The organism is Mycobacterium sp. (assembly GCF_035506235.1).
GTDB lineage: Bacteria > Actinomycetota > Actinomycetes > Mycobacteriales > Mycobacteriaceae > Mycobacterium.
Map to the genome: position 1 here is coordinate 1 of NZ_DATJPU010000012.1, position 24372 is coordinate 24372.

A 24372-nucleotide genomic window follows, 5' to 3' on the forward strand; every position below is an offset into this window, starting at 1 on the left:
GCTTCGCCCCGCAGGTGGGCGTCAATGACCTCTGGAGTCAGCGAAAGGTAGGGCGCGTCGGCCCGATTCATGCCCTTGCGCCAATAGCCCTTGATCGCCGGCATCCAACCCGAACGGCCATCTCGACGATTCTCCCAGCGAAGCGCGTAAACATCGGTGCGAGAACGGAACAACTCGAAGAAGAACCGCACCTTATCAGCGGAGCTGGAGCCCATGGTCACCGGTGAGGCCGGCGCTCCCGTCAGCGTCGCCTGGTCGCCGGCGGCTGCGCGTGCCTGTTCCTCACTCAACCGAAGAAGACGGCGCAGACGAAGATTATCAGCACGCAGAGTGTCCAACTCGCCAGGGAAGTTCTCGATGCCGTTAACGGTCACTTCTCCTCGAAAGCGGCTACATGACGCTGCGGATGAGTTCGACGGCTTCGATCATCGCGTAGCGTGCCACAAGGTGGTCGAGAATCTCATCGACCGTGGACGAGGGCCGAACGAATCTAGAAGCCAGGCCAATCACTGCGCGATAGGCGATGTCGGGGGACACCGCGACGGTGTCAGCAGCGAACTGCGCAGGTGAGATCACCGTAAGTGGCTTGGGGATCTGTTGCGGTGGAAAGTCTTTCAAGTTGCTGGTGACGAGCATGTCCGCTCCTCCAACCAGGGCCGCCGCAACAACGTGCTCGTCGTCGATGTCGGGGAGGCCAAACGTGCCTTCCAGGCTTTCCCAGCTGACCACGATGGCGTCATCGAACACCGCGTTCATTTGATCGACGAGGCGTTGTGACCGATGCTCCGCGAAGGCTGGGTCGTGGCCGTGAGCGATGAGCTTCTGCGCTTCGTGGTAACGCAATTCATCGAGAATCGCGGTGGACCACAACGGCCGGTAGAGCCCCTCGATTGCCAGCGAGAGCAGGAAGTCGCGCTGCAGGCTGGGCCATAGCACTGAGGTGTCCAACATCGCGGCGAATATTCTCGGATGTTGTCAGCGCGTGGCGGCCTTGGGGTGCCGCCGTTCGGCGACGACTCGACGTGCTTCACGCAGCCGCTCGCGAACAACATCCGGATCGTCGTCAGCGTCCATGTCGACCGCTGTAGCCGCCAGCGCCTCATACTGGCGATTGCGGCGCAGCTCGCGGTAAGCGAGAACGTCGTCGAGCAACAGTCGATGGCGATTGCCGCTCCGCTCAGCCGGCAACGCACCGTCGGTGATCAAACGAACGACCGTCGGGCGGCTCACTCCCAACAGGTCGGCAGCTTGCTGGGTGGTCAACTTCATCGTCTGCGGGGCGATGGTGACGGCCTTGCCGGCATGCAACGCCGCGACGACTTTGGTCAAGGCTTGGTGCACTGAACGCGGCAATTCAATGCGGTCATGTTCACCGATGCCCACAAGGGCGTAGCCGGGCGATGCCACCGTTCCGCGGAGGCGCTCATGGGTAGCGAGAAATCCGACCACCGACGCGAGCTCGTCGGGGTCCTCCGGTATGAAGGTGGCTGCCTCTGCGGCTTCGGCACTCACATCTGCTCCTATCTGTACTATTGGAAAGAACATTCGGAACGTTCGAATAATATCGCAAAATGCGGGTGCAGCGCACCGGGCGGTTGAGTCCCAGCATCTCCAAAGCCTGCAGGACCGTGCCTTCACCGGGACCAGTCTGGGACCACACGTCATGCACGATGTTGAACGACCTGCGCGTGCGTGAACGTCATGCACGGCACCTTAACCAAGAGAACCAGGGACGATCTGCGGAAACGCGCTACCGCTAGGTACTGGGGGTCAAGTTGGTCGCAGGTTCCAAATCCTGTCAGCCCGACGCATGTCAGCCCGACCAGGTCAGAGGCGGTTTCTAACCGCATCGGCCAGTCGAAATAGGTCTGCACCCCAACCAGGATCGTGTGTCTGAACTCGTCGTGCGACGCGAGAACCGCTGGCGACCTGGGAAGACGCTCTACCGCTACTTCCTGGGTGCTTCACGACGGACTGCGCCAAGGCGGCATGCCAGCCTTATAGCCTCGACCATCTGTTAAGCCATCATTCCGGGGAGCCGACGGATTACTGGCCTCGGCCCGGACAGGTTCGCGGGATTGTCTAGAATATGCCAATTGATATATAATCCGGACTATGGCATTGAGCATCAAAGACCCCGAGGCCGACCGGCTCGCTAGGGAACTCGCAGCTCGGACGGGCGAGACCTTGACAGAAGCAGTCGTGGTCGCGTTGCGGGAACGACTCGCCCGCGAGACGGGGCGCACCAGGGCCATTCCGCTGCGCGAGGAGCTCGCCGCGATCCGCCGCCGCTGCGCAGCCTTACCGGTGCTCGACACCCGATCCGCGGATGAGATTCTCGGCTACGACGAGCGCGGGTTGCCTGCCTGATGGTGATCGACACATCTGCGCTGGTCGCGATGCTCAACGATGAGCCGGAGGCGGAACGGTTCGAGGCAGCTGTGGAAGCGGACCATGTTCGTCTCATGTCGACGGCGTCGTATCTGGAGACGGCTATTGTGATCGAGACGCGTTTCGGTGAACCGGGGGGACGTGAGTTGGATCTATGGCTGCACCGCGCCGCAGTCGACCTTGTTGGCGTCGATGCCAACCAAGCGGACGCCGCTCGAGTCGCCTACCGCGTGTATGGCAAGGGACGCGATCGCGCCGGCTTGAACTATGGCGATTGCTTCTCCTACGCCCTCGCGAAGGTCAGCGGCCAGCCTCTCCTCTTTAAAGGGGACGACTTCGCACGCACCGACATTGGCGTAGTTCTCGCTGGCTGAAGCGACTACCTCGACTCGTCGGCGATCATTTGCTCAGGGCTCTTTTCGACACGGCAGCGCTAGCCCGCACGACCGCTTGGTCAGACCACAGGACTGCTACGGCGCCAATCCGTGGGATGGTGCGCCCGGGGGGCGCCGAGTTGACGCTGGATTTATACCGATCTTGCCAATTCGGTTGAAGTGGCTCTGCATATTGTTAGCCGCCCTATTCGGGCGTCGTGATTCCTTGGCGCCAAGCGCGCAACACGTCCTCGACACGTTCACGTACCCGGCGCCGAGCCGTTTCCCGGTCGACGCCCGACATCAGCAGCTCGTCGTAGTCGGTGGCGACGTGGCGAACCGACGCCGCAACGGCGAGCCGAACGGCGTCCGGATCGATGGCCCGTCCAGCCGCGCTTCGTCCGATCCGGCCACTGCCGCGCATTGCCGCATGACGCTCCATCGCGCCGGCCCTGCTGGGAGGACAGCGCGGGAACAGCTTTTGGATCGCGGCCGCGAACTCGGCTTGGAACCTCATGTCCTCGTCGGCCCGTCGCGCCTCGTCGCGCTCCCTGCGGCGGGCGCGCGCCTCAGCATCGGACAGGCACTCCTGTTCGGCACGCTCGATCGCCTCCGCTTCCGCCAGCATGCCTTGGCGCTCACAGCGCTTGCATGAGCGGCTCCACCGCACAACAACCGCCGAAAGCCCGCTGATCCTTCTCGCCCTCCGACTTAGCACGGCATCACCAGACGGCAGGAAGACCAGATGGCCAAGGTCCGCGCAGGCAACGCACAGCGGGCCGCCGCCATAGGTGCCGAGGGCGTAGGTGTTATCACAGGGCAAACGCCATTTTCACGGTCACGCCAGTGCGCGAAGCTGTTGGCGAACGACTCCGGGGTCGTCATAGCATCGGCGTCGACCGCTGTGGCGGGATGAGTGCCGGTGTCTGATCGCCGGATCATGTCCTTTGGCTCAAGCTTTCAGGTCCCGCCGAGCGCCTTACGCGCTAATGCCGCTGCCGCCGGACTCACGAGATTGCGCCGCGCCCGGGTGACGGGCTGGTCGGTCACGTTGATCAGGACTTCGTAGACGGGGAGTTGGCGCAGGGACGATTCCGAGATAGCCCGACCGTCGGAGTAGCGCCAGCCGAGTTCGGCCAGCAACGCCGTCATCTTGTCGAAGGGCAGTTTGGAACCGGCCGAAGCCGCCGCAAAAGCCAGCATCAGCTTGGTCGCTTGTGCGTCGAACTTCTCGTCGGACTTGGGAATCAACCGACCGGCGATATGCTCCCACAGCCTGTCGGCGTCACGCTGGGCCGCTACGCCAGCCTTGGTCAGCAACAGCGTGCCCTTGTGCTTGCGTAGCAGTCCCAGCGACTGCACGCCTTCGCGGAACCGCAGCAGTGGGTAGCATTGGACCTCGCGGTTCTGCTTGCCAACCCAATCATTCATTACAGGAATGACTTTCGAGGCTTCCTCGACGTCAGCCGGTTTGAGGTATCCGGCGGTCGTCAACTGGATGCCGCCGTCGTTGGCACGGTCCAGAAACCACTGATACGCCCGCAGATTGTCGGCAACAGCGACCGTGTCCAGCGGTCGCGGACCGGCCAGATTAAGCGCCGCCTTCGTCAGGTCCTCGCCATACCGGGTATACGTAAGCTGATGAACTAGGTCGACCAGGCGCACGTCGATGCCTGCCTCCCGCAGCACGAAGTACGCGTCGTCGAAGCCCTTATTGACCCGTTCCGGTTCGAAGAGCGCGGGTTCGGGGAGCACCTCGGAGAGGCTGTCGGCGTCGACCAGATGCCCGCAGTCTTCTGGCGGCGCAGCACGCTCACCGTCGACGACAACCGCTGCGGGGCAGTCACTCTCAGCGGGAAGAACTTCTTCGAGACGCAACGTCAGCTGCCAGTTGTCGCCGTAATCGTAGAGGTAGCGCAGAACATCGCCGGGCTCACCGAGGGTTTCGTCGAGTCGAGTCTCGGCGGCGGGCAGGCCGTGGTCGTCTTCGGGCCACTCCTTGTTGTCCACGTCGTACGGGCACAGGAACAGCTGGCTGTGGCGGTCGAAGGCGCCGCCGCCGAGTGAGAAGCGATGCAGGTGCGAGTCGGTCCAGTCGAACGCCACTTGCAGGACCTGGTGGAGCAGGTCCAGCGTCAGGTTCGAGCGCAGGTCCAGCCGTCGCCAGATCGTTGGATCGCTGTCATCGAGGTGCACCCGGACCCGGTAAACGACGACATCACGCCGTCGCGCGCGACGCAGATCGGGGCGTGACACCGATTCCGGTACCAGACGCAGGTACGGGCGCTCGCTCATGCCGCTCACCTTAGAGCTGTCGCCGAGCCGATCGGGCACCATGTCGGTATGCCGTTGTCGGAGAGGGCGCTGCTCAAGGTGGCCGGTGACCGGAGCTATGCCCGAGGCGAAGACTACGTCCGGTACGTCCGAGGGTTGCGGGCTACAGCCGCGAGAGCCTACGCGTCAGTCCAGGCCAAGCAGGTCTACACCGTGGAGCTTGACTGGTCCGGTCCGCAACCTGATGGTTTCTGCACGTGCCCGCACGCCGCCGACGGTCACTTCTGCAAGCACCTGGTCGCGGTCGGACTCGCCGTGATCGACAGCGGCGCCGTCGACGACGCCACTCGGGTGGCATCGGCGCTGGAAGCGACCGTGCAAGCGATGGACGTCGACGAGCTTCGCGAACTCGTCATGACCCTCGCCCACCGCGACGGCGAAGTGCGCCGCATGCTGGAGGTTCGCGCCACGGCCGCATCCGGTGACGACACGACCGCGAAAGCCGAGTTCGAAGCCTACGTGCGAAACACCCTGGAATTCCGCGGATTCGTCGACTATCGCGAGTCCTACGCGGTCGCGGAAGGCGCCAGCCAAGTACTCGACGAACTCGAGATTCACCTGAACGGAGGGTCCGCCGAAATCGTGCGGCCGGCCCTGCTGTGCGCGTTGACCCTGCTGCGCACGATCACCGAGCATGCTGACGACTCGTCAGGAGCGATCGGCGGTGAATGCGAGCGGGCTGCCGACCTGTACGCGCAGGCATGTCGACTGGGTGAACCAGACCCGGCCGAACTCGCAGTGTGGCTGGCGACATTCCGTGCGACCTCGCCGGGATGGCCGACGCTGCTGCTCGCGGATTTCGTGGACGCGTTCGACGACCACGCGTTCGCGATCTACCGCGCGGCGGTCGCGGACTTGGACCGCCAGCACGCAGGTCGCGACCACTGGAGCCGGTTTGAAGTCGATGCCATGTTGCTGGAGCTCGCCGATCACGACGGCGATGTCGATCGGGCTGTCGAATTGCTGAACGATCGAGAGCACCCCCCGTACGGGGCGATCATCGCCCGCTTACGAGAAGCCGGACGTGACGACGAGGTAGTGAATTGGATCGATCGGGCGGTTGCCGAAGGGCGAGCCAGCAGTCAAGGCGGCGGCAATGACTATTGGCTGAGCCCGTCCGCCGTCGCCGACACCTACCGGGAAATCGGCCGTATCGATGATGCGATCGCAGTCCTGCGTGCCGATTTCGTCCGGCGGCCTGTGGTGCACGCCTATCGGTCACTGCTGGACTTTGCCGCGACGATCGATAGAGCCGGTACCGAACGCGCCTGGGCGTTCGACCACGCGCGAGATTTGGCTGGTGGCCCCGGTGCGGGGTCGGTCTTGGTCGAGCTCTTACTGAGCGAGGGAGACGTGGACGCCGCCTGGGAGGCCGCTGACCGCTACGGTCCCGGCTGGGCTTGGCAGGAACTCGCTACGCAAGGCGCTGAGGCTCGGCCGGTAGCGGCTGCAGATCTGTACCGGCCGCAGCTTGAGAACGACCTGCTGCATCCTAATACCAGGCTTTACCCGGGCATTGCTGCGACGCTGGCAACGATGGCCAAGCTCTATGAAAGAGGCGGTCGCAGCGCTGATTTCGCGTTGTACATCGCCAAGGTTCGGCGAGATTACGGCAGGCGCCCCTCACTGATGAAGGCGCTCCAAGCGAAGGGGCTGTGAGCGACCTCAGTCGCTGGGCCAGCGCGTGAGAAGGACTCGCTGCGTCGGCCCCCACCTCTATAGGGATCTCGCAAATCCGGCCCCACCGTTCTTGTTGCCGTCCCTCCACCACACCCAGAGCGAGCAACGTTGTGGCCACCACTCATTGGATGGTGAAGTGCTTCACCAAAGCTTCGTTTGGCGCTATTCTTCACCAAGTTGCGATGGCGACGCGACTCCGTCACCGAAGTGGAGGTCTCAAACGCATCGATGGCCATGCATCGCGGCCTAACCGCCGATCAACGACGTTCGCAGCGCCGCCACCAACTCATCGAGGCGGCCCTCGACACGATTTCCGAGCAGGGTGTGAGCAACCTGCGTGTACGCGCCATCGCCACCCGCGCACGACTCAACGACCGATACTTCTACGAGAGCTTCCGCGACTGCAGTGAGCTACTGCTGGCCACTTTCGAGGACCAATTCACCCGCGCACTCGCGGGAATCATGGCAACAGTCAACGACTCACCGCACGATTTGAGCCTCCGCGTTCGAGCGATTCTCGAGTTCGCGTTCGACTTCATCGACGAGGACCCACGGCGATCACGGCTACTGATAGAGCTACAGACCGCAGAAGCGCTCGCCGGCCGTCGCCAAGAGGTCATCAATGTCCTTACTCACATCATGGTCGGGCAAGTACGCGCCCTTGTTGGCGACGCCGCCGGAACGGACGACACGATCAGGCTGACTGCGCTCACCGTCGTCAGCGGACTGCTCGAACTGGCCGTCCAGTGGTATCGACACCAAATCGACGTCCGCAGACCGGATCTCATCGATTTTGCGACCGCTCTCGTCGTGACCACCACGGACATCACAGGTGCGCTTGAACGGCAACTCGCGACATCGAATACGACGAATCCACCGAGCCGCTCCAAGGCCTGATAATAGGACCGCCCGGCAGTGTGATCATGGCGTGCAAGTGACGGCGACGGTGCTCACCGGCGGTGGTAGCGTGGGTAGCCGAGCTCCCGGGCCGTGCCATGGCGGCGGGACCCCCAGGCCGGAAGCTTGCCCAGATGCAGTTCCGGCAGGCCATCTGTGCACCCCTCAAGGGCGGCGATCCGGAAGTGACGTCGATCGTCATGATCGCGACCGCGCCGCGCCGCTCGCAGGCGAGGCCGCTTCCGGTCATTGCCTGCCTGCTTGGTCACCGATGTTGATGACCTCACCGCGGTTGATGGACACCCAGTCGCGAGCCTCCAGATAGGGGCGGAAGGTTTCGGCGATCTGCTGTGCGTCGGCAGGAGTCTTCGGCCGCTGCAGTTCGTACAGGTGCGGGAATTCGGTCCAGGCGACAACGGCGTCCCACAGTCGCACCGCGGCCTCACCGGTGGGCGGATCGATCAGCACCGGCCCGAAAAGGCATTGCCCGTCGGGGAAGAACAGCGTCGGCACCCCGTAGCCGCTGGCGTCGACCACGCGTTGATGATCGGCCATCACCTCGTCGTTGGTCGTCGGGTCGGCGATCGCCTCGTCGACCAGTCCGGGATCGAGGCCGAGTTCCTCGAGCAGGTGGCGGGCGACGGCTTTCTCGTGCGGCTTGTGGCCCTCGACGTGCAACGCGCGGCCGGCGCGTTCGTACCACGCGTCAACGTCGGCCATCGAGCGGCGGCGCAGCAGCGCCCCGATGCGCATCATCGACCAGCCATACGACCACTCCCGCTCCCAGGGATGCTTCTTGCCCTCCTGACGGTTGATCTCCTCCAGGCTGAAGAACCGCCAGTTCACCGTGAGGCCGGTCAGGTCGCGCACGTCGCGGATCCACCGCGACGTCTGGTAGGCGTACGGGCACATGACGTCGAAGTGGAAGTCGACGGAAACCGGGGGACTGGTCACATCGTGAACCTCAGGTTGCGCGCGGCTCGGTCGCCGATCTCGTCATCGCCCTTCCAGGTGACCGCGCCGGAGTCGATCTGAGCCTGCGGGTCGATGCGTCCGCAGGCGAGCTGGACGAAGGTCGTGGAGTCGGTGCTCAGCGTCACGTCCGGATTGTCAAGGTAATCCACCACTTTCGCGCGTGCGTCCACGGCGACGTGCAGCTCGCGCGCGATCGGTCCCGTGAGGTGAAAGGTGATGCTCTTGCCGTCGGGCAGGCCCACCTTCTTGCCGACGATGTAGCCGAGGGATCCCTCGACCTCGGCCAGCGCGATCTCGGCTGCAATGCCGGTGTCGTCGGTCTTGCGCCCGAGCGGCATGGTGATGTCGCGCTCATGCACCCAGAAGTCGAATACCCGGATGTGCAGGAACCGCCCGTAGGTGCCGGGGCCGACCGGCGTCCACGATGGGCGCTGCAGATCGGCATCGGTGAGCGCGGCCAGATCGGCACGCCGACGGTCATACACCGCGCGCACCACCTCGACGTAAGCGGCGCCCTCCACGGCGGCATCGCGCAGGAACTCCGCGGCCTTCTCGAACGGCGGCGGGGTCTGGTCGTCGTCGGGCAGCCACCCGGCCAATACCGCCTCGATGCTGGTGACGTGGTTGACGACGTCGCGCATCGTCCAGTCCGGGCACAGCGACTGCGCGCGCCACTCGGCGTCACCGAGATCGGCGCACAGGGCTTCCATCGAGGAATAGCAGGCCTCTAGAGCGGCGGCAATCCTGCTTACGCTGAGGGCATCCCGAGTTGTCAACGTCTTCTCCTTCGCAGGCAGACTCCGAAGCAGACGTCGCCCGAGGCCATTGCGCCTAGTGGATCTTGCCTCCCACGAGGATCGGACATAATTAGATTCGAAGCAAACTGGGGAAGGGCCGATGCCGCGGCGGCGGCAGCTAACCCGCTCATCGACCACCTGCTCACCCGAGGCAAAAGAATGCGCGAGTTCGATCTCCGATATCGAGAAAGCGAAATGACGGTGAGCCCGGTTCTTCTAACGAACAGTGCGCCGGTGCACGTCAGACGGCGCAACTCGGCCGGCTCCGGCCGCCCTGCCTGAGTACGCACCGCGCCGGGCCGACGGTGCCGTGTGGTCGCTCGCGTGGCTTTAGACGCCGCGGGTTATCGAGACCGACGAGTCACCGAGCGGGTCGGCGCGTGCCTCGATGTGTTCACCCCGATTCGAGCCACGACCTCATCGCCGGAGGATGATGACCGTCATGGACGCCGAACTGGAACGCTGGCTGACCTCCGGAGAGTACTTCGACTACCTCGGCTTCGACATCTTCTACCGCGTCGAGGGCAGCGGGCCTCCGCTGCTGCTGATCCACGGCTATCCGTTCAATTCCTACGACTGGGCGCCGATCTGGCCCGCGCTGTCGCAACGGTTCGCCGTCATCGCACCGGACATGATCGGCATGGGCTTCTCGGAAAAGCCCGTGGCCTACGAGTACTCGGTGACAGACCACGCCGACATGCACGAAGCGCTGCTGGCGCACCTGAATATCCCCAATGCGCACATTCTGGCCCACGACATCGGCGATTCGGTGGGCCAGGAACTGTTGGCCCGTCATGAGTTCGGTCAGCAAGCCTATGGCGCGCTGCGCATCGACTCGATCACCTGGCTCAACGGCGGGATGTTCGTTGAGACCTATACGCCCCGGGTGGCGCAGAAGCTGATGTCTCGCACCCCGTTGGGCGACCTCTTCAGCCATGTGCAGGGCAGTCCTTTGGCCCGTCGGCTGCTGGAACCCACGCTGCGGGAGATGTTCGGCCCGCACACCAAACCGACCCGGCAGATGATGGATGTGTTCAACCAGATCTTGGACTACAACGACGGCCGCCAGGTGCTGCACACGGTCGGCCGGTTCATCAACGATCGCTACACGCACCGCAACCGGTGGGTGCGTGCCATGCGGCAGACCGCGGTCCCGATGCGGTTGATCGACGGGCCGGTCGACCCCAACTCCGGTGCGCACATGGCGCGCCGCTACGCCGAAGTGGTACCCGAACCCGATGTGGTGATGCTCGCCGACGACATCGGGCACTGGCCCCAGCTCGAGGCGCCCGAGAAGGTGTTGACGCACTTCCTCGCCCACGTCGACCGAATCGTCCGGCTGGACGAATAGGTACTCGTCGGCTTTTGTTAGTCGGTGCCGTGGGTTCAGTTATTGGCGTGTAGAGGTGACAGGTGGCTGAGGATACGAGGTCGCGTCCGGGCCGACCGCGCAGCGAGCAGTCCCGTTCGGCGGTGCTGCGCGCCACATCGGAGTTGATCAACGAGGTAGGCCTGCGTGCGATGACGACCGACGAGATCGCCACCCGCGCCGGCGTGAGCAAGGCGACGATCTATAAGTTGTGGCCAAACAAGTACGCGGTTGCAGTCGAGGCGTTCCTTTCGGAAATGGCCAAGGAGTCGCCTGATCCGGACACGGAGTCGGCAGAGGAAGACCTCCGCCGCGCTGCAGGGTCTGATCCGCTTCTACCGCAGCAAAAGTGGCCGAGCTTATGCCCAACTCATCGGCAGGGAGGCCTGACATGGTCGATGTGAAGCTCATCCCTCTCGAAGTGCTGCTGGGAAATCCGGAGCGGGTGGGGGCGCGGATCGCACCGGATGGCAAGCGTCTGTCGTACCTGGCCCCCCTCGACGGCGTGATGAACGTATTCGTCGGCGACGCCGGTTCGGGAAACGAGCGGCCGGTGACCCACGACACCGACCGGGGGATTCAGGACTATTTGTGGGCGCACGACGACCGCCACCTCATGTATGTGCGGGACAAGGACGGAAGCGAGGACTTCCGACTCTACGACGTCGACTTGGAAACCGGTGTCGAGCGCGACCTGACCCCGCTCGACGGCGTGCAGTGCCGAGTCATCGCGCACCGCAAGGACTTTCCGAACGACGTGCTGATCGCGATAAACAAGGACAACCCGCGGCTGCACGACGTGTACCGCCTGGACCTGACGACCGCCGCGCTGGAGAAGGTCGTCGAGAACCCCGGCTTTTTCAGCTGGGTTGTCGACGCCGATCTGCAGGTCCGCGGCGCCGTGATGCCGCTGCCCGACGGCGGCGCGGCGATCATGGTGCGCGACGACGAGGCTTCGGACTGGCGGCCGTTGCTGAAGGTGCCGCCGGAGGACGCGGAATTGACTGCGCCGCTTGGCTTCACGAAAGACGGTAACGCCATGTACCTGCGGATGTCCGTCGACGCGAACGCCGGGCGTCTGGTGCAGATGGACATCGCGACGGGTGCCGTCGAGGTGATCGCGGAGGATCCCGCCTACGACATCGTGGACGCAGTGTTCAACCCCGACACGCGTGGGATCGAGGCGGCGACGCTGTACCGCGATCGCCTGGAATATCAGATCTTCGACGACGCGGTCCGCGGTGACATCGAAGCCCTTCAGCGGCTCAACACGGGCGATCTGGTGATCGGTGATCGAGACCGCGACGATGCGACCTGGCTGGTGGCGTTCCACAGCGACTCGGGCCCCGTGAAGTTCTACACGTGGGATCGTGACTCGAAGACCGCGACGTTCCTGTTCGATCACCAGCCACAGCTCAACAACTACCCCCTGGTGCCGATGGAACCATTCGCGTTCACGTCGCGTGACGGGCTGACGATCCACGGATACCTCACCTTCCCGCCGCAGGTTGAACGGACCGACCTGCCTGCGGTGCTGTTGGTCCATGGCGGGCCGTGGGCCCGCGACCTGCGTCGATTCGACGCCAGGGCACAGTGGCTCGCCAACCGCGGATACCTCTGCGTCCAGGTCAATTTCCGCGGCTCCAGCGGGTATGGCAAGGACTTTCTCAACGCAGGTGATCGCGAGTGGGGCGCCAAGATGCAGGACGACCTGCTGGACGCGATGGATCGCCTTGTCGCGCAGGGCATCGTCGACCGCGAGCGCATGGCGATCTATGGCGTTTCCTATGGCGGTTACGCCGCGTTGATTGGTGCGACGTTCACCCCCAACTTCTTCAAGTGCGCGATTTCGATGGTCGGCCCGTCGAACTTGATCACGCTCTTGGAGTCCTTTCCCGAGTACTGGATGCCCATGATCGCGATGTGGCGCAAGCGAGTCGGCGAGGACAGGGAATTCCTTTGGTCTCGTTCGCCGCTGTCGAAAGTCGACGACATCAGGATCCCCATCCTCATCGCCCAAGGCGAGAACGATCCCCGCGTGAACAAGGCGGAGTCAGAACAGATCGTCGCGGCGATGAGAGAGTGCGGGATCCCTCACGAGTACGTAATGTATGAGAATGAGGGGCACGGGCTGGCCAGGCCGGAGAACCGGCTCGACTTCTATCATCGGGCCGACCGGTTTCTTGCCAAACATCTCGGCGGCCGGGCGGAGTGAGCACGCAGCACTCCACCGTGCGGCCCTCGCCTCCGGCAATCCTGAGCCAGTACCGTCGGCGAGCTAGCCGCCGACTTGCGACGCCAGGAGCGCCAGCGTCTGGGTTTCCTGCTCGCTCAGAGCGATACGCATGGCACCGGCGGCTTCCTCGGCGTGATGCGGTTTGGTTGCGCCGGGAATCGCGACGACAGTGTCGCCGTAGTAGGTGGTGAGCCACGCGAGCGCCACTTGGCCGACCGTCGCCGAATGTTTGAGGGCGACTTGACGCAGTCCGTCGATCAGGGGCGCGCTGCGGTCCAGGTCTCCGGCAAATAGCGTGCGGCGCCTTCGCGGCATCGTGGCAACCAGTCCGGGGTCATCGTGGAACTTGGCGGTCAGTATCCCGCTTCGTAAGGGGGAGTAGGCGATCAGAGTGACGCCCAGCCGCCGCGCGGTGTCCAGAACTCCGTTCGATTCGACCTTGCGGTGCAACAGGTTGATCTGAACCTGATTGCTGGCCAACGCAATTCCGTGTTTAGCCAGTTCTGCGTGGGTGAGCTCCATCTGGCGCGCCGAAAACTTGCTGACGCCGATGGCACCGATCCGGTGCGTTTCTGCCAGCCGGGCCATCGCCCGGGCCTGGGCCCTGAGCGGGGAGAAGCTCCCGTAGGGCATGTGGATCTGATGCAGATCCACGGGGAAGGGATTCAGCGCGCGCAGCCGGTCGTCGATGGTGCGGGTAATGCTTCTGGCGGTGCGTCCGAGCGGCGCCCATTTCGTGGCGATGGTGACATCGCCGGGCTTGACTCCGCAAGAAGTGAGGCCGCTGCTCAGCGCGCGCTCGGACCTGCCGTGGCCATACGCTTCTGCGGTGTCGAACCAGGTGATTCCGCCGTCGACCGCGGCCTTGACGATCGCATCGACCCCCGGCTGCTCGATCGGGATAACGGACGCCTGGCCTGCGCCCGAAAATTGCATGCACCCCAAGCCGATCGGGGAGATCCGGATCCCGGTGTGGCCAAGCGTCCGATAGATCATGACGAACAGTACCCCGAGATGACCCATCCAGATGCACCGTTGCGGTGCCGGCAACCCGCTGCTCTCCGGCCAGTGCTTCAGACGGTTCGTTCTCGACCCGATCGGTGACGGCAGGGTGAATCGACGGTGGTCGAATGGCAAAGCGAGCTATCGCCCTTTGCCTCCGGATCGGGACCACGGCTCGGCCATTCCGACCACGATCTGCCGGGGTGGCGTGTACGGCTCCCGGCCGTGGGCGACGAGCATGTTGTCGAGCATCATGATGTCGCCCTCTTGCCACGGCACGGCCGTCTTTTCGACGTCATACGCTGCGCGAATCTCGTCGAGTACCGCGGGCTCGATCTCCGCGCCATCGCCATAGTAGGTGTTGTTCGGCAGGTTCTCCTTGCCCATCGACAGCAGCGCCTCGGCCACCATCGGGTCCAACGTGGACACATTGAAAAACGTCAGATGGTTAAACCACGTCATCTCACCGGTCTCCGGATGCGCCGCGGACACCGGTCGCCGCTGCCGAGTAGTAAGTTCTTCCCCCGGCCCCCAGCTGAATTCGACATCACTGTCGGCGCAATAACTTTCGACGGCCGTGCGGTCGTTGGTCTGGAACGCGTCTTGCCAACTGAGGCCCATGCCGGTGCCGAAGTGCCGGACGTAGAGGTAGTCACGCTCCTCCAGGCGTTCCCGTACTGCCGGCGAGATCCGCTGGTACACGTTGCGGCAGTCGGCCACCGGAGTGGCGCCTCCACCAGCCGGCGGCAACACGCAGTGGAAGAAGATGCGTAGCGGCCAGGTGACGTTGTAGGACTGCTCGTTGTGCAGCGCGATCGGGTGGCGCGGGGGGTGATCGGTCGAGGTATAGACCTGATCAGCCACCTCGTGTCGCGGCGACGAACGCTCCATATAGGGGAGGGGCTCGGCGGATACCGCCGCGATGAAGCGGCGGAACGTCTCAACCGACCCTCCGGTAAACCCGCGGAACAGGATGCCGCCATGGCGCAACAAAAGCTCGCGGAGCGGGTGGCGGTGCGCCGTCGCCCACGCCACGGCGTCGATCCCGTCTGTCGCCGGCTCAATCACAAGGGGGAGGGGCGGCCCGGGAATCACCCGTGCCCCGAACTGCGTGACGACGTCGGACCCCACGGCCATCCCTCCTCTTTTGTGAACTTCTTACTACGCAAGTCCCCCGAGCGGGGCGATCCGCCCGAACTTTGGGACGCGGAGCGGTAACGTCACTTCCACCAGCCACCCGGACTGCCATGAGGAGATCGCCATGCCGTCGCGCGAGCTTCCTTTTCCCGTATTCGACGTCGACAGCCACATGTACGAAACACGGGACGCCCTCACCAAGTTCCTGCCCGACAAACGCAAGGGCGTGATCGACTACTGGCAGGTTCGCGGTCGCACGAAGATGGTCATCCGCGGCCAGGTCAGCAAATACATCCCCAATCCGACCTTCGATGTGGTGGCCCGTCCCGGAGCGCAGGAAGAATACTTCCGTCACGGTCGCGGCAACAAGAGCGACCGCGAAATCATGGGCGAGCCCATGGAGGCGATCCCCGCTTTCCGCGAACCGGGCCCGCGACTGCAGGCGATGGACGAGCTCGGCGTCGACTACGCGCTGATGCTCCCCACCCTGGCCAGCCTGCTCGAGGAGCGAATCAAGGACGACCCCGAGCTGACCCACGACGTCATCCACGCGCTCAACCAATGGATGTACGAGACCTGGTCGTTCGACTACCAAGACCGCATCTTTGCCACCCCGGTGATCACCCTGCCCATCGTCGAGCGGGCACTCGAAGAGCTCGAGTGGTGCGTGCAGCGGGGCGCGCGCACGGTGATGGTCCGCCCGGGCCCGGTGCCCGGCTATCGCGGCAGCCGCTCCCCGGGGACCGAGGAGTTCGACCCGTTCTGGCAGGCCTGCGTCAAAGCCGGGATCCCGGTGTCGATGCACGCCGGCGACAGCGGCTACGCCCCATTTATGAGCATGTGGGAACCCGGCGAGGAGTCCATGACGTTCCAAGCGACCGCGTTGAAGATGCTGGCCATGGCCCATCGGCCGATCGAAGACACGATGGGCGCCTTGATCTGCCATGGCGCGCTGTCGCGCAACCCCGAGTTGCGGATCGTGTCGATCGAGAGCGGCGCCGACTGGGTGCCGCACCTGCTCAAGGGCCTCAAGGGCGTCAACAAGAGGATGCCGCAGGCGTTCAGCGAGGATCCCATCGAGGCGTTCAAGCGGTGCATCTACATCAGCCCCTTCTGGGAGGACCGGTTCGTCGACATCGTCGAGGCGGTGGGCTCCGACCGGGTGGTGTTCGGCTCGGACTGGCCGCATCCGGAAGGACTCGCTGACCCGCTCAGCGTCGTCGACGATCTCACCGAGCTCGACCGGGAGGACGTCGCGAAGATCATGGGGGGCAACATGATGAAGCTGATGAAGGTATCCAAACCGGTCAGTGCCTAACCTCCGGCGACAAGACGCGAGAGCCCCGAAAAGCTACCTGTCCGGGGGTAACATGCGGGCGATGGAAATCACTCTCAGCATTAGCGACCAGCAGGCAGAGGCGCTGCGCCGGCAGGCCGCCGCCGAGGGGCTGTCGATGCAGGCGGTCGCGTCGTCGGCCATCGATGAATACCTCGCCCGGCAGGCGGACGAGGCCAAGGCGGCAGCCCTGGAAGCGTTCGTCGTCGGGTTGGGCAATCCCCGTTGAGGCGAGGGGCCGGCGAGTGGCCGGCGGGCTGCCCCGATTGTCGGGCCGTGACGCCGGCCTGCCGTCGGGATGAGGCGCAGCCCTCCCGCTAGCTCCAGGTGCTCAGTTGCCGGACAACTGATCCCACCGTGCGCGCAGCTGCCCGTCGGGCGTTGGCAAAGCCGCCAGCGCAGCCGTCGGGAAGGTGCGAGAATTCGCAGATGCTGGCCAGGTTGCTGTGGCACTACGCGCGGCCGTACCGACGGCTGATCGCGGTGGTCGTGGCGCTGCAACTGGTCAGCGGCCTGGCCTGGCTCTACATGCCGACCATCGACGCGGCGATCATCGATGACGGGGTGGTCAAGGGCGATACGTCGATGATCCTGCGTCTCGGGGTGGTGTTGCTCGGGGTGTGCGGACTGGAGGTGCTGTGCTCGGTGGGGGCGGTGTATTTCGGGTCGCTTACCGGGATGGGCTTCGGCCGCGACCTGCGGTCGGCGATCTTTCACCACGCGACCGGCTTGTCGGCGCCCGACATCGCGCGCTTCGGTGCGCCATCGTTGCTGACCCGCACCACCAACGACGTTCAGCAGCTCCAGGCGCTCGTGCAGATGACATGCACGGTGCTGATCACCGCGCCGATCATCAGCATCGGCGGGATTTTCATGGCGATGCGGCAGGACGTGGGGCTGTCGTGGTTGCTGGTGATCAGCGTCCCGGTGCTGGCGCTGGCCAACTACTGGATCGTGTCGCGGCTGTTGCCGGCCTCCCGCCGCATGCAGCAGCTGATCGACGGCATCAACCGGGTGATGCGCGAACAGCTGTCGGGCATAAGCGTGATCCGCGCGTTCACGCGGGAGTCGTTCGAGCGTCGGCGCTTCCAGGACGCCAACCTCGCGCTGTCGCGGGCCGGACTCGAGGCCGGGCGCTGGCAGGCGTTGCTGCTGCCGGTCAACGTAATGGTGATCAACCTGTCCAGCGTCGCGCTGATCTGGTTCGGTGGACTGCGTCTCGATGCAGGCCGGACGCAGGTGGGATCGCTGATCGCGTTCCTGTCCTACTTCCTGCTGATCCTGAGCGGGGTGCTCAGGGCGGCGTTCATCCTGATGATGGTGCCGCGGGCCTCGGTGTGCGCCGAGCGGATCGGCGAGGTGATGTCGACCGGCGCCGCGATCGTCAGTCCGCAACGCCCGGTGTGCCCCCGGGCGGTCAACGGAGTCGTCCGGCTGCAGGGGGCGACGTTTTGTTATCCGGGTGCGGATCGTGCTGTTCTGCAGGGCATTTCGCTGACCGCGCGGCCCGGCACCATGACGGTGATCGTCGGCTCGACGGGCTCGGGGAAGTCAACGTTGGTGTCGTTGATCTGCCGGCTCTGCGAGGTCACCGGCGGTTCGGTGACCCTCGATGGCGTCGACGTGCGTGACTATGACCTCGAGCAGCTGTGGGCGGCGATCGGCCTGGTTCCGCAGCGCGGGTTTCTGTTTTCGGGCACCGTTGCCGACAACCTGCGGTATGGAAACGCGGACGCCACCGACGCCGAGATTTGGGAGGCGCTGCGGGTGGCGTCGGCCGACGGGTTCGTCGGCGCGCATCCGGACGGGCTGGACATGAGGGTGTCGCAGGGTGGGATCAATCTCTCGGGAGGGCAGCGGCAGCGCCTGGCGATCGCGCGCGCCGTGGTCCGACGGCCCAAGGTCTACCTGCTGGACGATGCGTTCTCGGCACTGGACCTGCACACCGAGGCGCGGGTGCGCGCGGCGTTCCGTGAGGTATCCGCAGAGGCGACGGTCCTGATTGTCTCGCAACGCATCTCGACGATGGTCGAAGCCGACCAGGTGATAGTCGTCGACGGTGGAAGGGTCGTGGGTTCCGGCACCCATGAGTCGCTGCTCGCCGACTGCCCGACCTACGCTGAGTTCGTCGACTCGCAGGCGGCGGTCCCGGCGGGGGGATCAGGATGACGCGCGCGCTGCAGCCGATGGCCGCCGGGGTGCAGGGCACCGCCGAGCGGCCGAAGCATTTCCGCGGCACGGCCATCCGGCTGGTCGAACGGCTCACCCCACAGCGGTGGCTGACCGCGACGGTGATAACCACCGGTGTCGCTGGTGTTGCCGTTGCCCTGATCGGCCCCCGAGTCCTCGGGCATGCCACCGATCTGGTGTTCGACGGGGTGATTGGCCGGCACCTGCGGGCCGGGATCACCAAGGAGCAGGCGATCAGTGCCGCCCGTGCCCGCGGTGACAACACGTTTGCCGATCTGCTGTCCGGCACCGACGTCAGGCCGGGCGTCGGCGTGGACTTCGGTGCCGTCGGCCGGACACTGCTGCTGGCGCTGGGCATCTACCTGCTTGGCGCGCTGCTGACGTGGGCGCAAGCCAGACTGCTGAACGTCACGGTGCAGCGCACGATGACCGGGCTGCGCTCCGACGTCGAGCGTAAATTACACCGGATACCCTTGTCTCACTTGGACTCCTGCCCGCGCGGCGAGCTGCTCAGCCGGGTGACCAACGACATCGATAACGTTCAGACGTCACTGTCGACGACGGTCAGCCAGCTGCTCACCTCGGTGCTGACCGTGGTGGCGGTGCCGGTGATGATGCTGACGATGTCGCCGCTGTTGGCCGGGATCGCAGTGGTGATCGTGCCGCTGTCGCTGTTGGTGACCCGGACCATCGCGCGGCGCTCACGGCGATTGTTCGCCGCGCAATGGGCCGACACCGGTCGGCTCAACGCCCACATCGAGGAGACCTACAGCGGTTTCGCGCTGGTCAATACGTTCGGGCACCGAGCGCGGGCCGAGGAGCGCGCCCGCGAACTGAACGCCGATGTGTACCGCGCGAGCTTCGGCGCCCAGTTCCTGTCCGGCCTGGCGGCGCCGGCCACGATGTTCATCAGCAACCTGAGCTATCTGGCCATCGCGGTGGTCGGCGGCCTTCAGGTGGCCACCGGCCAGATCACGTTGGGTAGCCTCCAGGCCTTTTTTCAGTACATCCGCCAGTTCAACCAGCCGCTCATAGATGTATCGGCGATGTACAACGCGCTTCAGTCCGGGATGGCAAGCGCCGAAAGGGTCTTCGATTTTCTTGACGCGCCCGAGGAGGCACCGGACAAATCGATCGTGCCGCCGTTGCCCAATGGACAGGTCCGCAGCGGACGGGTCGAGTTCTGCCACGTCGACTTCGGCTACCGCCCCGGCACTCCGGTGATCGAGGATCTGTCGCTGGTGGCCGAGCCGGGGAGCACGGTGGCGATCGTGGGCCCGACGGGCGCGGGCAAGACGACACTGGTGAATTTGTTGATGCGTTTTTACGAGGTCGACTCGGGACGAATCCTGGTCGACGGGGTGGACATCGCGACGGTGAGCCGACACGCGTTGCGATCGCGCATAGGGTTGGTGCTGCAAGACACGTGGTTGTTCGGCGGGACGATCGCGGAGAACATCGCCTACGGCCGCACGGGAGCCACTCGCGACGAGATCGTCGCGGCCGCCAGGAGCGCCCACGTTGACCGGTTCGTGCACACGCTGCCCGACGGCTACGACACCTGGGTCAGCGACGATGGCGGCAACATCAGCGCCGGCGAGAAGCAGCTGATCACCATCGCGCGCGCGTTTCTCGCCCGCCCACAACTGCTCGTCCTTGACGAAGCCACCAGCTCGGTCGACACCCGAACCGAGGTGCTGATCAAGCATGCAATGCGCGAACTGCGCCGCGACCGCACGAGTTTCATTATTGCCCACCGGCTTTCGACGATCCGCGATGCTGACGTCATCCTGGTGATGGAGGCCGGGCGGATCGTCGAGCAGGGCAGCCACGCCGAGCTGATGGCCCGGCGCGGCGCCTACTACGCGCTGAGCAGGGCCTAGCGGCCGGCTAGACGTCCCAGGAGTAGCGCGGGCGTTCGTGCACAAATATTTCGTCAAAGAAAAGCAGGCCTTGATACTCGAACCCCGACGCGGTCAGCAAATCGTAAACTTCAGAAAACCTGGGACTGTGCTCCACGCTTATGACGTTGACCTGCACCCTCTCGAAGTCGATGCCACGCAGAACTTCGAGCTCGGCACCCTCGACATCGATCGACAGGTAGTCCACTATTTTCACACCGTAATCGTTGAGCAGGGTATCGATACGATGGCATGGCACGGCCGCCACCGATTGGTTGAGCTTCATGGCCTTGCTTGCCCATTCCACCCGGTCGAATTGGCCCATGTGGTCCGGTATTCCGCTCAGCATCGCGCCGCCGTGGCTCGAGTCGAGCATCATCTGTAGCAGGCTGCACGGCGGGCGCGATCTGGTGGCGTCCCGGTGCTCTTTTTCCGAGAGGGCAAGGAAGGGGATCCGGCCGTCCTGATGGTAGGCACACCCCTGAATCAAGAGGCAGGATCGAGTGGCCCGTAGCACCTCGAACGCGGATGGATTGGGCTCGAACGCAATACCCGTCCATTGCAGGTGTTTTTCGAAATACGACGTATTGCTGCCCAGGACTCCGTCAAATGCGCCCACGTCAACAAAGAAGCCGGGTCCCCGGTTCTTGAAGAACCAGCGATTCAAGAAGATGTCCTGACCGATTTGGCTTTGGTAGCCCTGTCTGAACCGCGCTGCCGAGAAAACCTCTCGATAGATGTCTGCTGCGGACAGACCCGGATCATGATTCCGGAACAGGTAGCCGAACGCTCCGCCGTCGGGTCCGGGCGTCGTTGTCTGCCCAAGCAGTTTTCTTAGAGAGTTCGTTTCGCTGAGGGAAACGATCCTTCGAAACAATGAATACCGCGCCAAGTAGACGATTGTTCCCAGCGCGATTCCCTGGAAGGGCCGCGGAATTTTGAAGAGGTAAGCTAACATTCGCGCTGTAGCCCCGATTCGAAGGTTGAATCCGGTCGTGGCAATCGCGAGCACGTGTTCACGAAGATGGCGACCTTCATTGCGGGGTCTGACCCGTAGCGAGCCAGTGCAGCGTGCCTTCGTCGAGCCTCAGGGACAGAGCGGCCACGTTCTGCGCGAACTTATCCAACGTGGCGCAACCGACCACTGCAAAAGGATGGATCGGGTGGCACAGCACGTACGCGAGCGCAACCTGGGCGACGCTGACATGATGCCGGCGGGCGAACATCCTTGCGCGCTCCAGCCTTTGGATGTTCTGTTCGGTGCCGAAGTACGTTGCACACCATCGGCTCACGCGGTTGCGGCCCGGATTCTCCGGATCGTAGTGGTCGGAGAAGAATCCGCGGGCGAGGCTGGAATACGCGAACACCGACAGCCCGTGCGTCGAATACCATTCTCTCGCAGCACGCTGGCCGTCCCCTCCCAGCGTGACGGCGCCGGGCCACGGGGATCGCGTCCAGTCGGCAAGGCTGAACTGAACGCTCGACGCGCTAAATGGTTTCAAGCCGTTGTGGGCGGCAAACGAGTCGGCAGTGGCGATTCGGTCGTGGGACCGGTTCGACGCACCTATCGCGCGGATCTTGCCTTCGTCGATGTGACGGTTGAGCCGTTCCATGAGCGGTTCGACCCGCGCAGCGGGGTGATCGTAGTGCAGCAGGTACAGGTCGATAAAATCGGTGCCGAGCTCCTTGAGTGATGCGTGCAGGTCGTGCGACACGGCAGACGGGGAAAGCCGCGGACGTCCTAAGCGGCTGGGATGACATCCCTTGCTGATGACCACAACCTTGTCGCGGTTCCGGCGTTGGCGAATCCAGGCCCCCAGCGTGCGTTCGGCGTCCCCATATACGCGCGCCGTGTCGAATGCGTTACAGCCCAGTTCGAATGACCCATCCAAAAGCGCGAAGGCCTGCTGCTCAAGGCTTCGATGTGGCAGCCACGGTGATCGCCGGCCACGCAATCGATCGGTGCCGAAGACGATTCGGGAGACCGGCTCGTCGATCCCGGTGACCTTGCCGTAGTCCATTCAGTTCACGCGCTCGCCATATTCGCGAACGATGAAATGACACGCTCGAACTGTGAGGGCCATCATCGTGAGCGTGGGATTCTGGAATCCGGGGGAGACGAAGCATGCGCCGTCGGTCACGAACACGTTGTCAGCATCCCAGCACTGACAGTAGGAGTTCAGCACCGAGTTGTCCGGTTTGTCGCCCATGCGCGCGCCGCCCGTCTCGTGAATGGCTCCTCCGGGCCACAGGGCACCGTAGTTTGTGAGGACTCGGGATCGCAGCAGTCTGAAGGGGATGCTCCGCCGCCCGAGATCGAGGTTGTCGTCGACCTGCAGGCCGCCGGCGGCGGCGATCTTTGGAAGCTTCCGCTTCATATGGGCAACCATATTGACGTCGGCATGAGAGTGGGTGCAGTCGATTCTGGCTACCGGGATGCCCCACGCGTCCTTGACGCTCGGATCGAGCGACACGCGGTTTTCGTATCGGGGCTGCATTTCCCCGAACGCGCCTACGTTCCAGATCGGCCTGCCCCGGCCAATCGAGACCTGAACGCCGTAGCCGCCGGGAAAGTTCGTCGATTCCTTTTCGCAGAAGCTCGGTATGTAGAGGCCCGCTACCGCAAAGTCGAACCCATCCTCGTTGGGAGTGGGCTCGACATCCCCTTCGGGCACCTTGCCGGTCTGCGCGTACGCAATGTGGTCGCACAGGTAATGACCGAGGTTGCCGCACGATCCGCCGACGCCCGCCGGATGCCTCGCGCATGCCGAATTCAGGAGGATCCGCGCGCTCTCGATGGCCGACGCGCAGAGGACGACGACCTTTCCCCGGACTGCCCGCGTTTTCCTTGTCAATCGCTCGATGTACTCGACGCCGGTCGCTTTCCCCGACCGCGCATCGATCAGCAGCCGGCTCACGACGGCGTCTGTCCGGATCTCGAGGCGGCCGGTGGCCAGGGCGAGTCTCATGGGAAGCGGGACCCGGTTCTTGTCGTACCTGACGTTTCTCGCGTACGTCACGCGGACGTCCGGAAGTCGTTTCTCGACGTTGGTCAGGAACGCTTCTTCGATCTTTGTCGTTTTCGCGGGCCCGATGAACTGGCCGTCCGGACAGTTCGGGATGCCTGCGGGTATCCCGTGGACGCCGAGCGTCCGCTCGACGATGTCGTAGTAAGGCGCCAGGTCTTCGTAGGACAACGGCCAGTCGAGGCCGTCTCCGCGGATGCTGGCGGCTTTGAGCTCGTGATTCGACATGCGGGGTGCGTGTCTGGACCAGGTGTGCAGGCGGCCGCCGAGTTGCCGGCCCCTGAACCAGAGAAACGTTTTTCCCCGCGTCATCGTGTAGGGATTCTCTCTGTCGTTGACGTAAAACTGCTTGGTGGTCTCGGAGAAGGGTGAGCACCGCGCCTGAATGTGCTGGCCCTGCATCGCCGATTTGACGCGGCCCACAATCCCGTTCGCGCCCACCTCCGCGTCGGCAGGAAAGTCACGGGCGATGACGAGGTCCCTGCCCGCCTCGAGCAGAACAACCTCGAGGCCGCCTTCCGTGAGCTCCTTGGCAGCCCACGAGCCGCAGGCTCCGGAGCCGACGACGATGGCGTCATACCTCGAATCACTGCTGCTCATCCGTGCGTGTCTCGTTTCACGCGCATCAGCCGGCACGCCGCAGGCAGGCGAAATCCTCGACGAGATCGGCGGTGGCCGCGACGCTTTCGGCGGGTTTGGTCATCCGGGTGGCGATCTCGCGGGCCCG

At 64.2% G+C, this 24372-nt stretch carries 22 protein-coding genes and 2 pseudogenes; 11 read left to right on the plus strand and 13 right to left on the minus strand.

Going from position 1 to position 24372, the window contains the following annotated elements; translation table 11 throughout:
• From VMD50_RS01655 to VMD50_RS01665, 3 genes are all read right to left on the minus strand, one after another.
• Nucleotides 1–374 (minus strand): TOTE conflict system archaeo-eukaryotic primase domain-containing protein (locus VMD50_RS01655; protein WP_414685973.1); only part of this gene is annotated, 374 nt, incomplete at its 3' end.
• 16 nt (nucleotides 375–390) lie between these two features.
• On the minus strand, nucleotides 391–951 hold the full coding sequence (locus tag VMD50_RS01660) for a PIN domain-containing protein (RefSeq protein WP_325424207.1): 561 nt from the start codon (nucleotides 949–951) through the stop codon (nucleotides 391–393).
• 24 nt (nucleotides 952–975) lie between these two features.
• Entirely contained in the window at nucleotides 976–1512 is a 537-nt protein-coding gene (locus tag VMD50_RS01665) for a helix-turn-helix domain-containing protein (protein WP_325424209.1), read from the minus strand.
• A gap of 603 nt (nucleotides 1513–2115) precedes the next feature.
• Between VMD50_RS01665 and VMD50_RS01670 the strand changes: the two genes are divergently transcribed.
• Both VMD50_RS01670 and VMD50_RS01675 read left to right on the plus strand, forming a co-directional pair.
• Complete coding sequence (locus VMD50_RS01670; RefSeq protein WP_325424210.1) at nucleotides 2116–2370, plus strand: type II toxin-antitoxin system VapB family antitoxin; 255 nt, start codon at nucleotides 2116–2118, stop codon at nucleotides 2368–2370.
• A complete protein-coding gene (locus tag VMD50_RS01675) occupies nucleotides 2370–2765 on the plus strand; it encodes a type II toxin-antitoxin system VapC family toxin (RefSeq protein ID WP_325424212.1) in 396 nt (131 codons plus the stop codon). Before VMD50_RS01670 ends, VMD50_RS01675 begins: the two co-directional genes overlap by 1 nt.
• 205 nt (nucleotides 2766–2970) lie before the next feature.
• Here the strand turns inward: VMD50_RS01675 and VMD50_RS01680 are convergent.
• Together VMD50_RS01680 and VMD50_RS01685 are read right to left on the minus strand one after the other, a co-directional pair.
• Nucleotides 2971–3546: pseudogene (locus VMD50_RS01680) on the minus strand (DUF2293 domain-containing protein); the annotation flags it as partial.
• A gap of 179 nt (nucleotides 3547–3725) precedes the next feature.
• Entirely contained in the window at nucleotides 3726–5060 is a 1335-nt protein-coding gene (locus VMD50_RS01685; protein ID WP_325424214.1) for a plasmid pRiA4b ORF-3 family protein, read from the minus strand.
• Nucleotides 5061–5423: 363 nt separating this feature from the next.
• Between VMD50_RS01685 and VMD50_RS01690 the strand changes: the two genes are divergently transcribed.
• Nucleotides 5424–6758: a DUF6880 family protein gene (locus VMD50_RS01690; protein ID WP_325424216.1), complete on the plus strand. Its 1335-nt coding sequence runs from the start codon at nucleotides 5424–5426 to the stop codon at nucleotides 6756–6758.
• Nucleotides 6759–7013: 255 nt separating this feature from the next.
• Nucleotides 7014–7676, plus strand: coding sequence for a TetR/AcrR family transcriptional regulator (locus tag VMD50_RS01695; protein WP_325424218.1), 663 nt, complete (start codon nucleotides 7014–7016; stop codon nucleotides 7674–7676).
• 246 nt (nucleotides 7677–7922) lie between these two features.
• Here the strand turns inward: VMD50_RS01695 and VMD50_RS01700 are convergent, their stop codons facing one another.
• Complete coding sequence (locus VMD50_RS01700; RefSeq protein WP_325424219.1) at nucleotides 7923–8630, minus strand: mycothiol-dependent nitroreductase Rv2466c family protein; 708 nt, start codon at nucleotides 8628–8630, stop codon at nucleotides 7923–7925.
• Nucleotides 8627–9427: a maleylpyruvate isomerase family mycothiol-dependent enzyme gene (locus tag VMD50_RS01705; protein ID WP_325424221.1), complete on the minus strand. Its 801-nt coding sequence runs from the start codon at nucleotides 9425–9427 to the stop codon at nucleotides 8627–8629. Before VMD50_RS01705 ends, VMD50_RS01700 begins: the two co-directional genes overlap by 4 nt.
• A 463-nt stretch (nucleotides 9428–9890) precedes the next feature.
• Here VMD50_RS01705 and VMD50_RS01710 point away from each other — a divergent pair, with 463 nt between their 5' ends.
• The 3 genes from VMD50_RS01710 to VMD50_RS01720 all read left to right on the plus strand — a co-directional run bounded on the left by VMD50_RS01710 (nucleotide 9891) and on the right by VMD50_RS01720 (nucleotide 13032).
• The gene (locus VMD50_RS01710) at nucleotides 9891–10799 is read left to right on the plus strand and encodes an alpha/beta fold hydrolase (protein WP_325424223.1); all 909 of its coding nucleotides are present in this window, start codon (nucleotides 9891–9893) and stop codon (nucleotides 10797–10799) included.
• 62 nt (nucleotides 10800–10861) lie between these two features.
• On the plus strand, nucleotides 10862–11221 hold the full coding sequence (locus VMD50_RS01715; RefSeq protein WP_325424226.1) for a TetR/AcrR family transcriptional regulator: 360 nt from the start codon (nucleotides 10862–10864) through the stop codon (nucleotides 11219–11221).
• Nucleotides 11209–13032: a S9 family peptidase gene (locus VMD50_RS01720; RefSeq protein ID WP_325424228.1), complete on the plus strand. Its 1824-nt coding sequence runs from the start codon at nucleotides 11209–11211 to the stop codon at nucleotides 13030–13032. Before VMD50_RS01715 ends, VMD50_RS01720 begins: the two co-directional genes overlap by 13 nt.
• A gap of 63 nt (nucleotides 13033–13095) precedes the next feature.
• Here the strand turns inward: VMD50_RS01720 and VMD50_RS01725 are convergent, their stop codons facing one another.
• Both VMD50_RS01725 and VMD50_RS01730 read right to left on the minus strand, forming a co-directional pair.
• Nucleotides 13096–14076: an aldo/keto reductase gene (locus VMD50_RS01725; RefSeq protein WP_325424230.1), complete on the minus strand. Its 981-nt coding sequence runs from the start codon at nucleotides 14074–14076 to the stop codon at nucleotides 13096–13098.
• A gap of 120 nt (nucleotides 14077–14196) precedes the next feature.
• Entirely contained in the window at nucleotides 14197–15192 is a 996-nt protein-coding gene (locus VMD50_RS01730) for a TauD/TfdA family dioxygenase (RefSeq protein ID WP_325424232.1), read from the minus strand.
• 124 nt (nucleotides 15193–15316) lie between these two features.
• Here VMD50_RS01730 and VMD50_RS01735 point away from each other — a divergent pair, with 124 nt between their 5' ends.
• The 4 genes from VMD50_RS01735 to VMD50_RS01750 all read left to right on the plus strand — a co-directional run bounded on the left by VMD50_RS01735 (nucleotide 15317) and on the right by VMD50_RS01750 (nucleotide 20601).
• The gene (locus VMD50_RS01735; RefSeq protein WP_325424234.1) at nucleotides 15317–16510 is read left to right on the plus strand and encodes an amidohydrolase family protein; all 1194 of its coding nucleotides are present in this window, start codon (nucleotides 15317–15319) and stop codon (nucleotides 16508–16510) included.
• A 61-nt stretch (nucleotides 16511–16571) separates the two neighbouring features.
• Complete coding sequence (locus VMD50_RS01740) at nucleotides 16572–16757, plus strand: CopG family transcriptional regulator (RefSeq protein WP_325424236.1); 186 nt, start codon at nucleotides 16572–16574, stop codon at nucleotides 16755–16757.
• Nucleotides 16758–16957: 200 nt separating this feature from the next.
• Entirely contained in the window at nucleotides 16958–18697 is a 1740-nt protein-coding gene (locus VMD50_RS01745; protein ID WP_325424238.1) for an ABC transporter ATP-binding protein, read from the plus strand.
• The gene (locus tag VMD50_RS01750) at nucleotides 18694–20601 is read left to right on the plus strand and encodes an ABC transporter ATP-binding protein (RefSeq protein ID WP_325424240.1); all 1908 of its coding nucleotides are present in this window, start codon (nucleotides 18694–18696) and stop codon (nucleotides 20599–20601) included. Before VMD50_RS01745 ends, VMD50_RS01750 begins: the two co-directional genes overlap by 4 nt.
• A 7-nt stretch (nucleotides 20602–20608) precedes the next feature.
• On the opposite strand, the gene VMD50_RS01755 is transcribed toward VMD50_RS01750, so the two are convergent.
• From VMD50_RS01755 to VMD50_RS01770, 4 genes and pseudogenes are all read right to left on the minus strand, one after another.
• Nucleotides 20609–21631, minus strand: a complete 1023-nt coding sequence (locus VMD50_RS01755; protein WP_325424242.1) for an FkbM family methyltransferase — start codon at nucleotides 21629–21631, stop codon at nucleotides 20609–20611.
• Nucleotides 21632–21653: 22 nt separating this feature from the next.
• Entirely contained in the window at nucleotides 21654–22640 is a 987-nt protein-coding gene (locus tag VMD50_RS01760) for an aldo/keto reductase (RefSeq protein ID WP_325424244.1), read from the minus strand.
• A complete protein-coding gene (locus tag VMD50_RS01765) occupies nucleotides 22641–24245 on the minus strand; it encodes a GMC family oxidoreductase (protein ID WP_325424246.1) in 1605 nt (534 codons plus the stop codon).
• Between the two features lie 25 nt (nucleotides 24246–24270).
• A pseudogene (locus tag VMD50_RS01770) lies at nucleotides 24271–24372 on the minus strand (hypothetical protein); the annotation flags it as partial.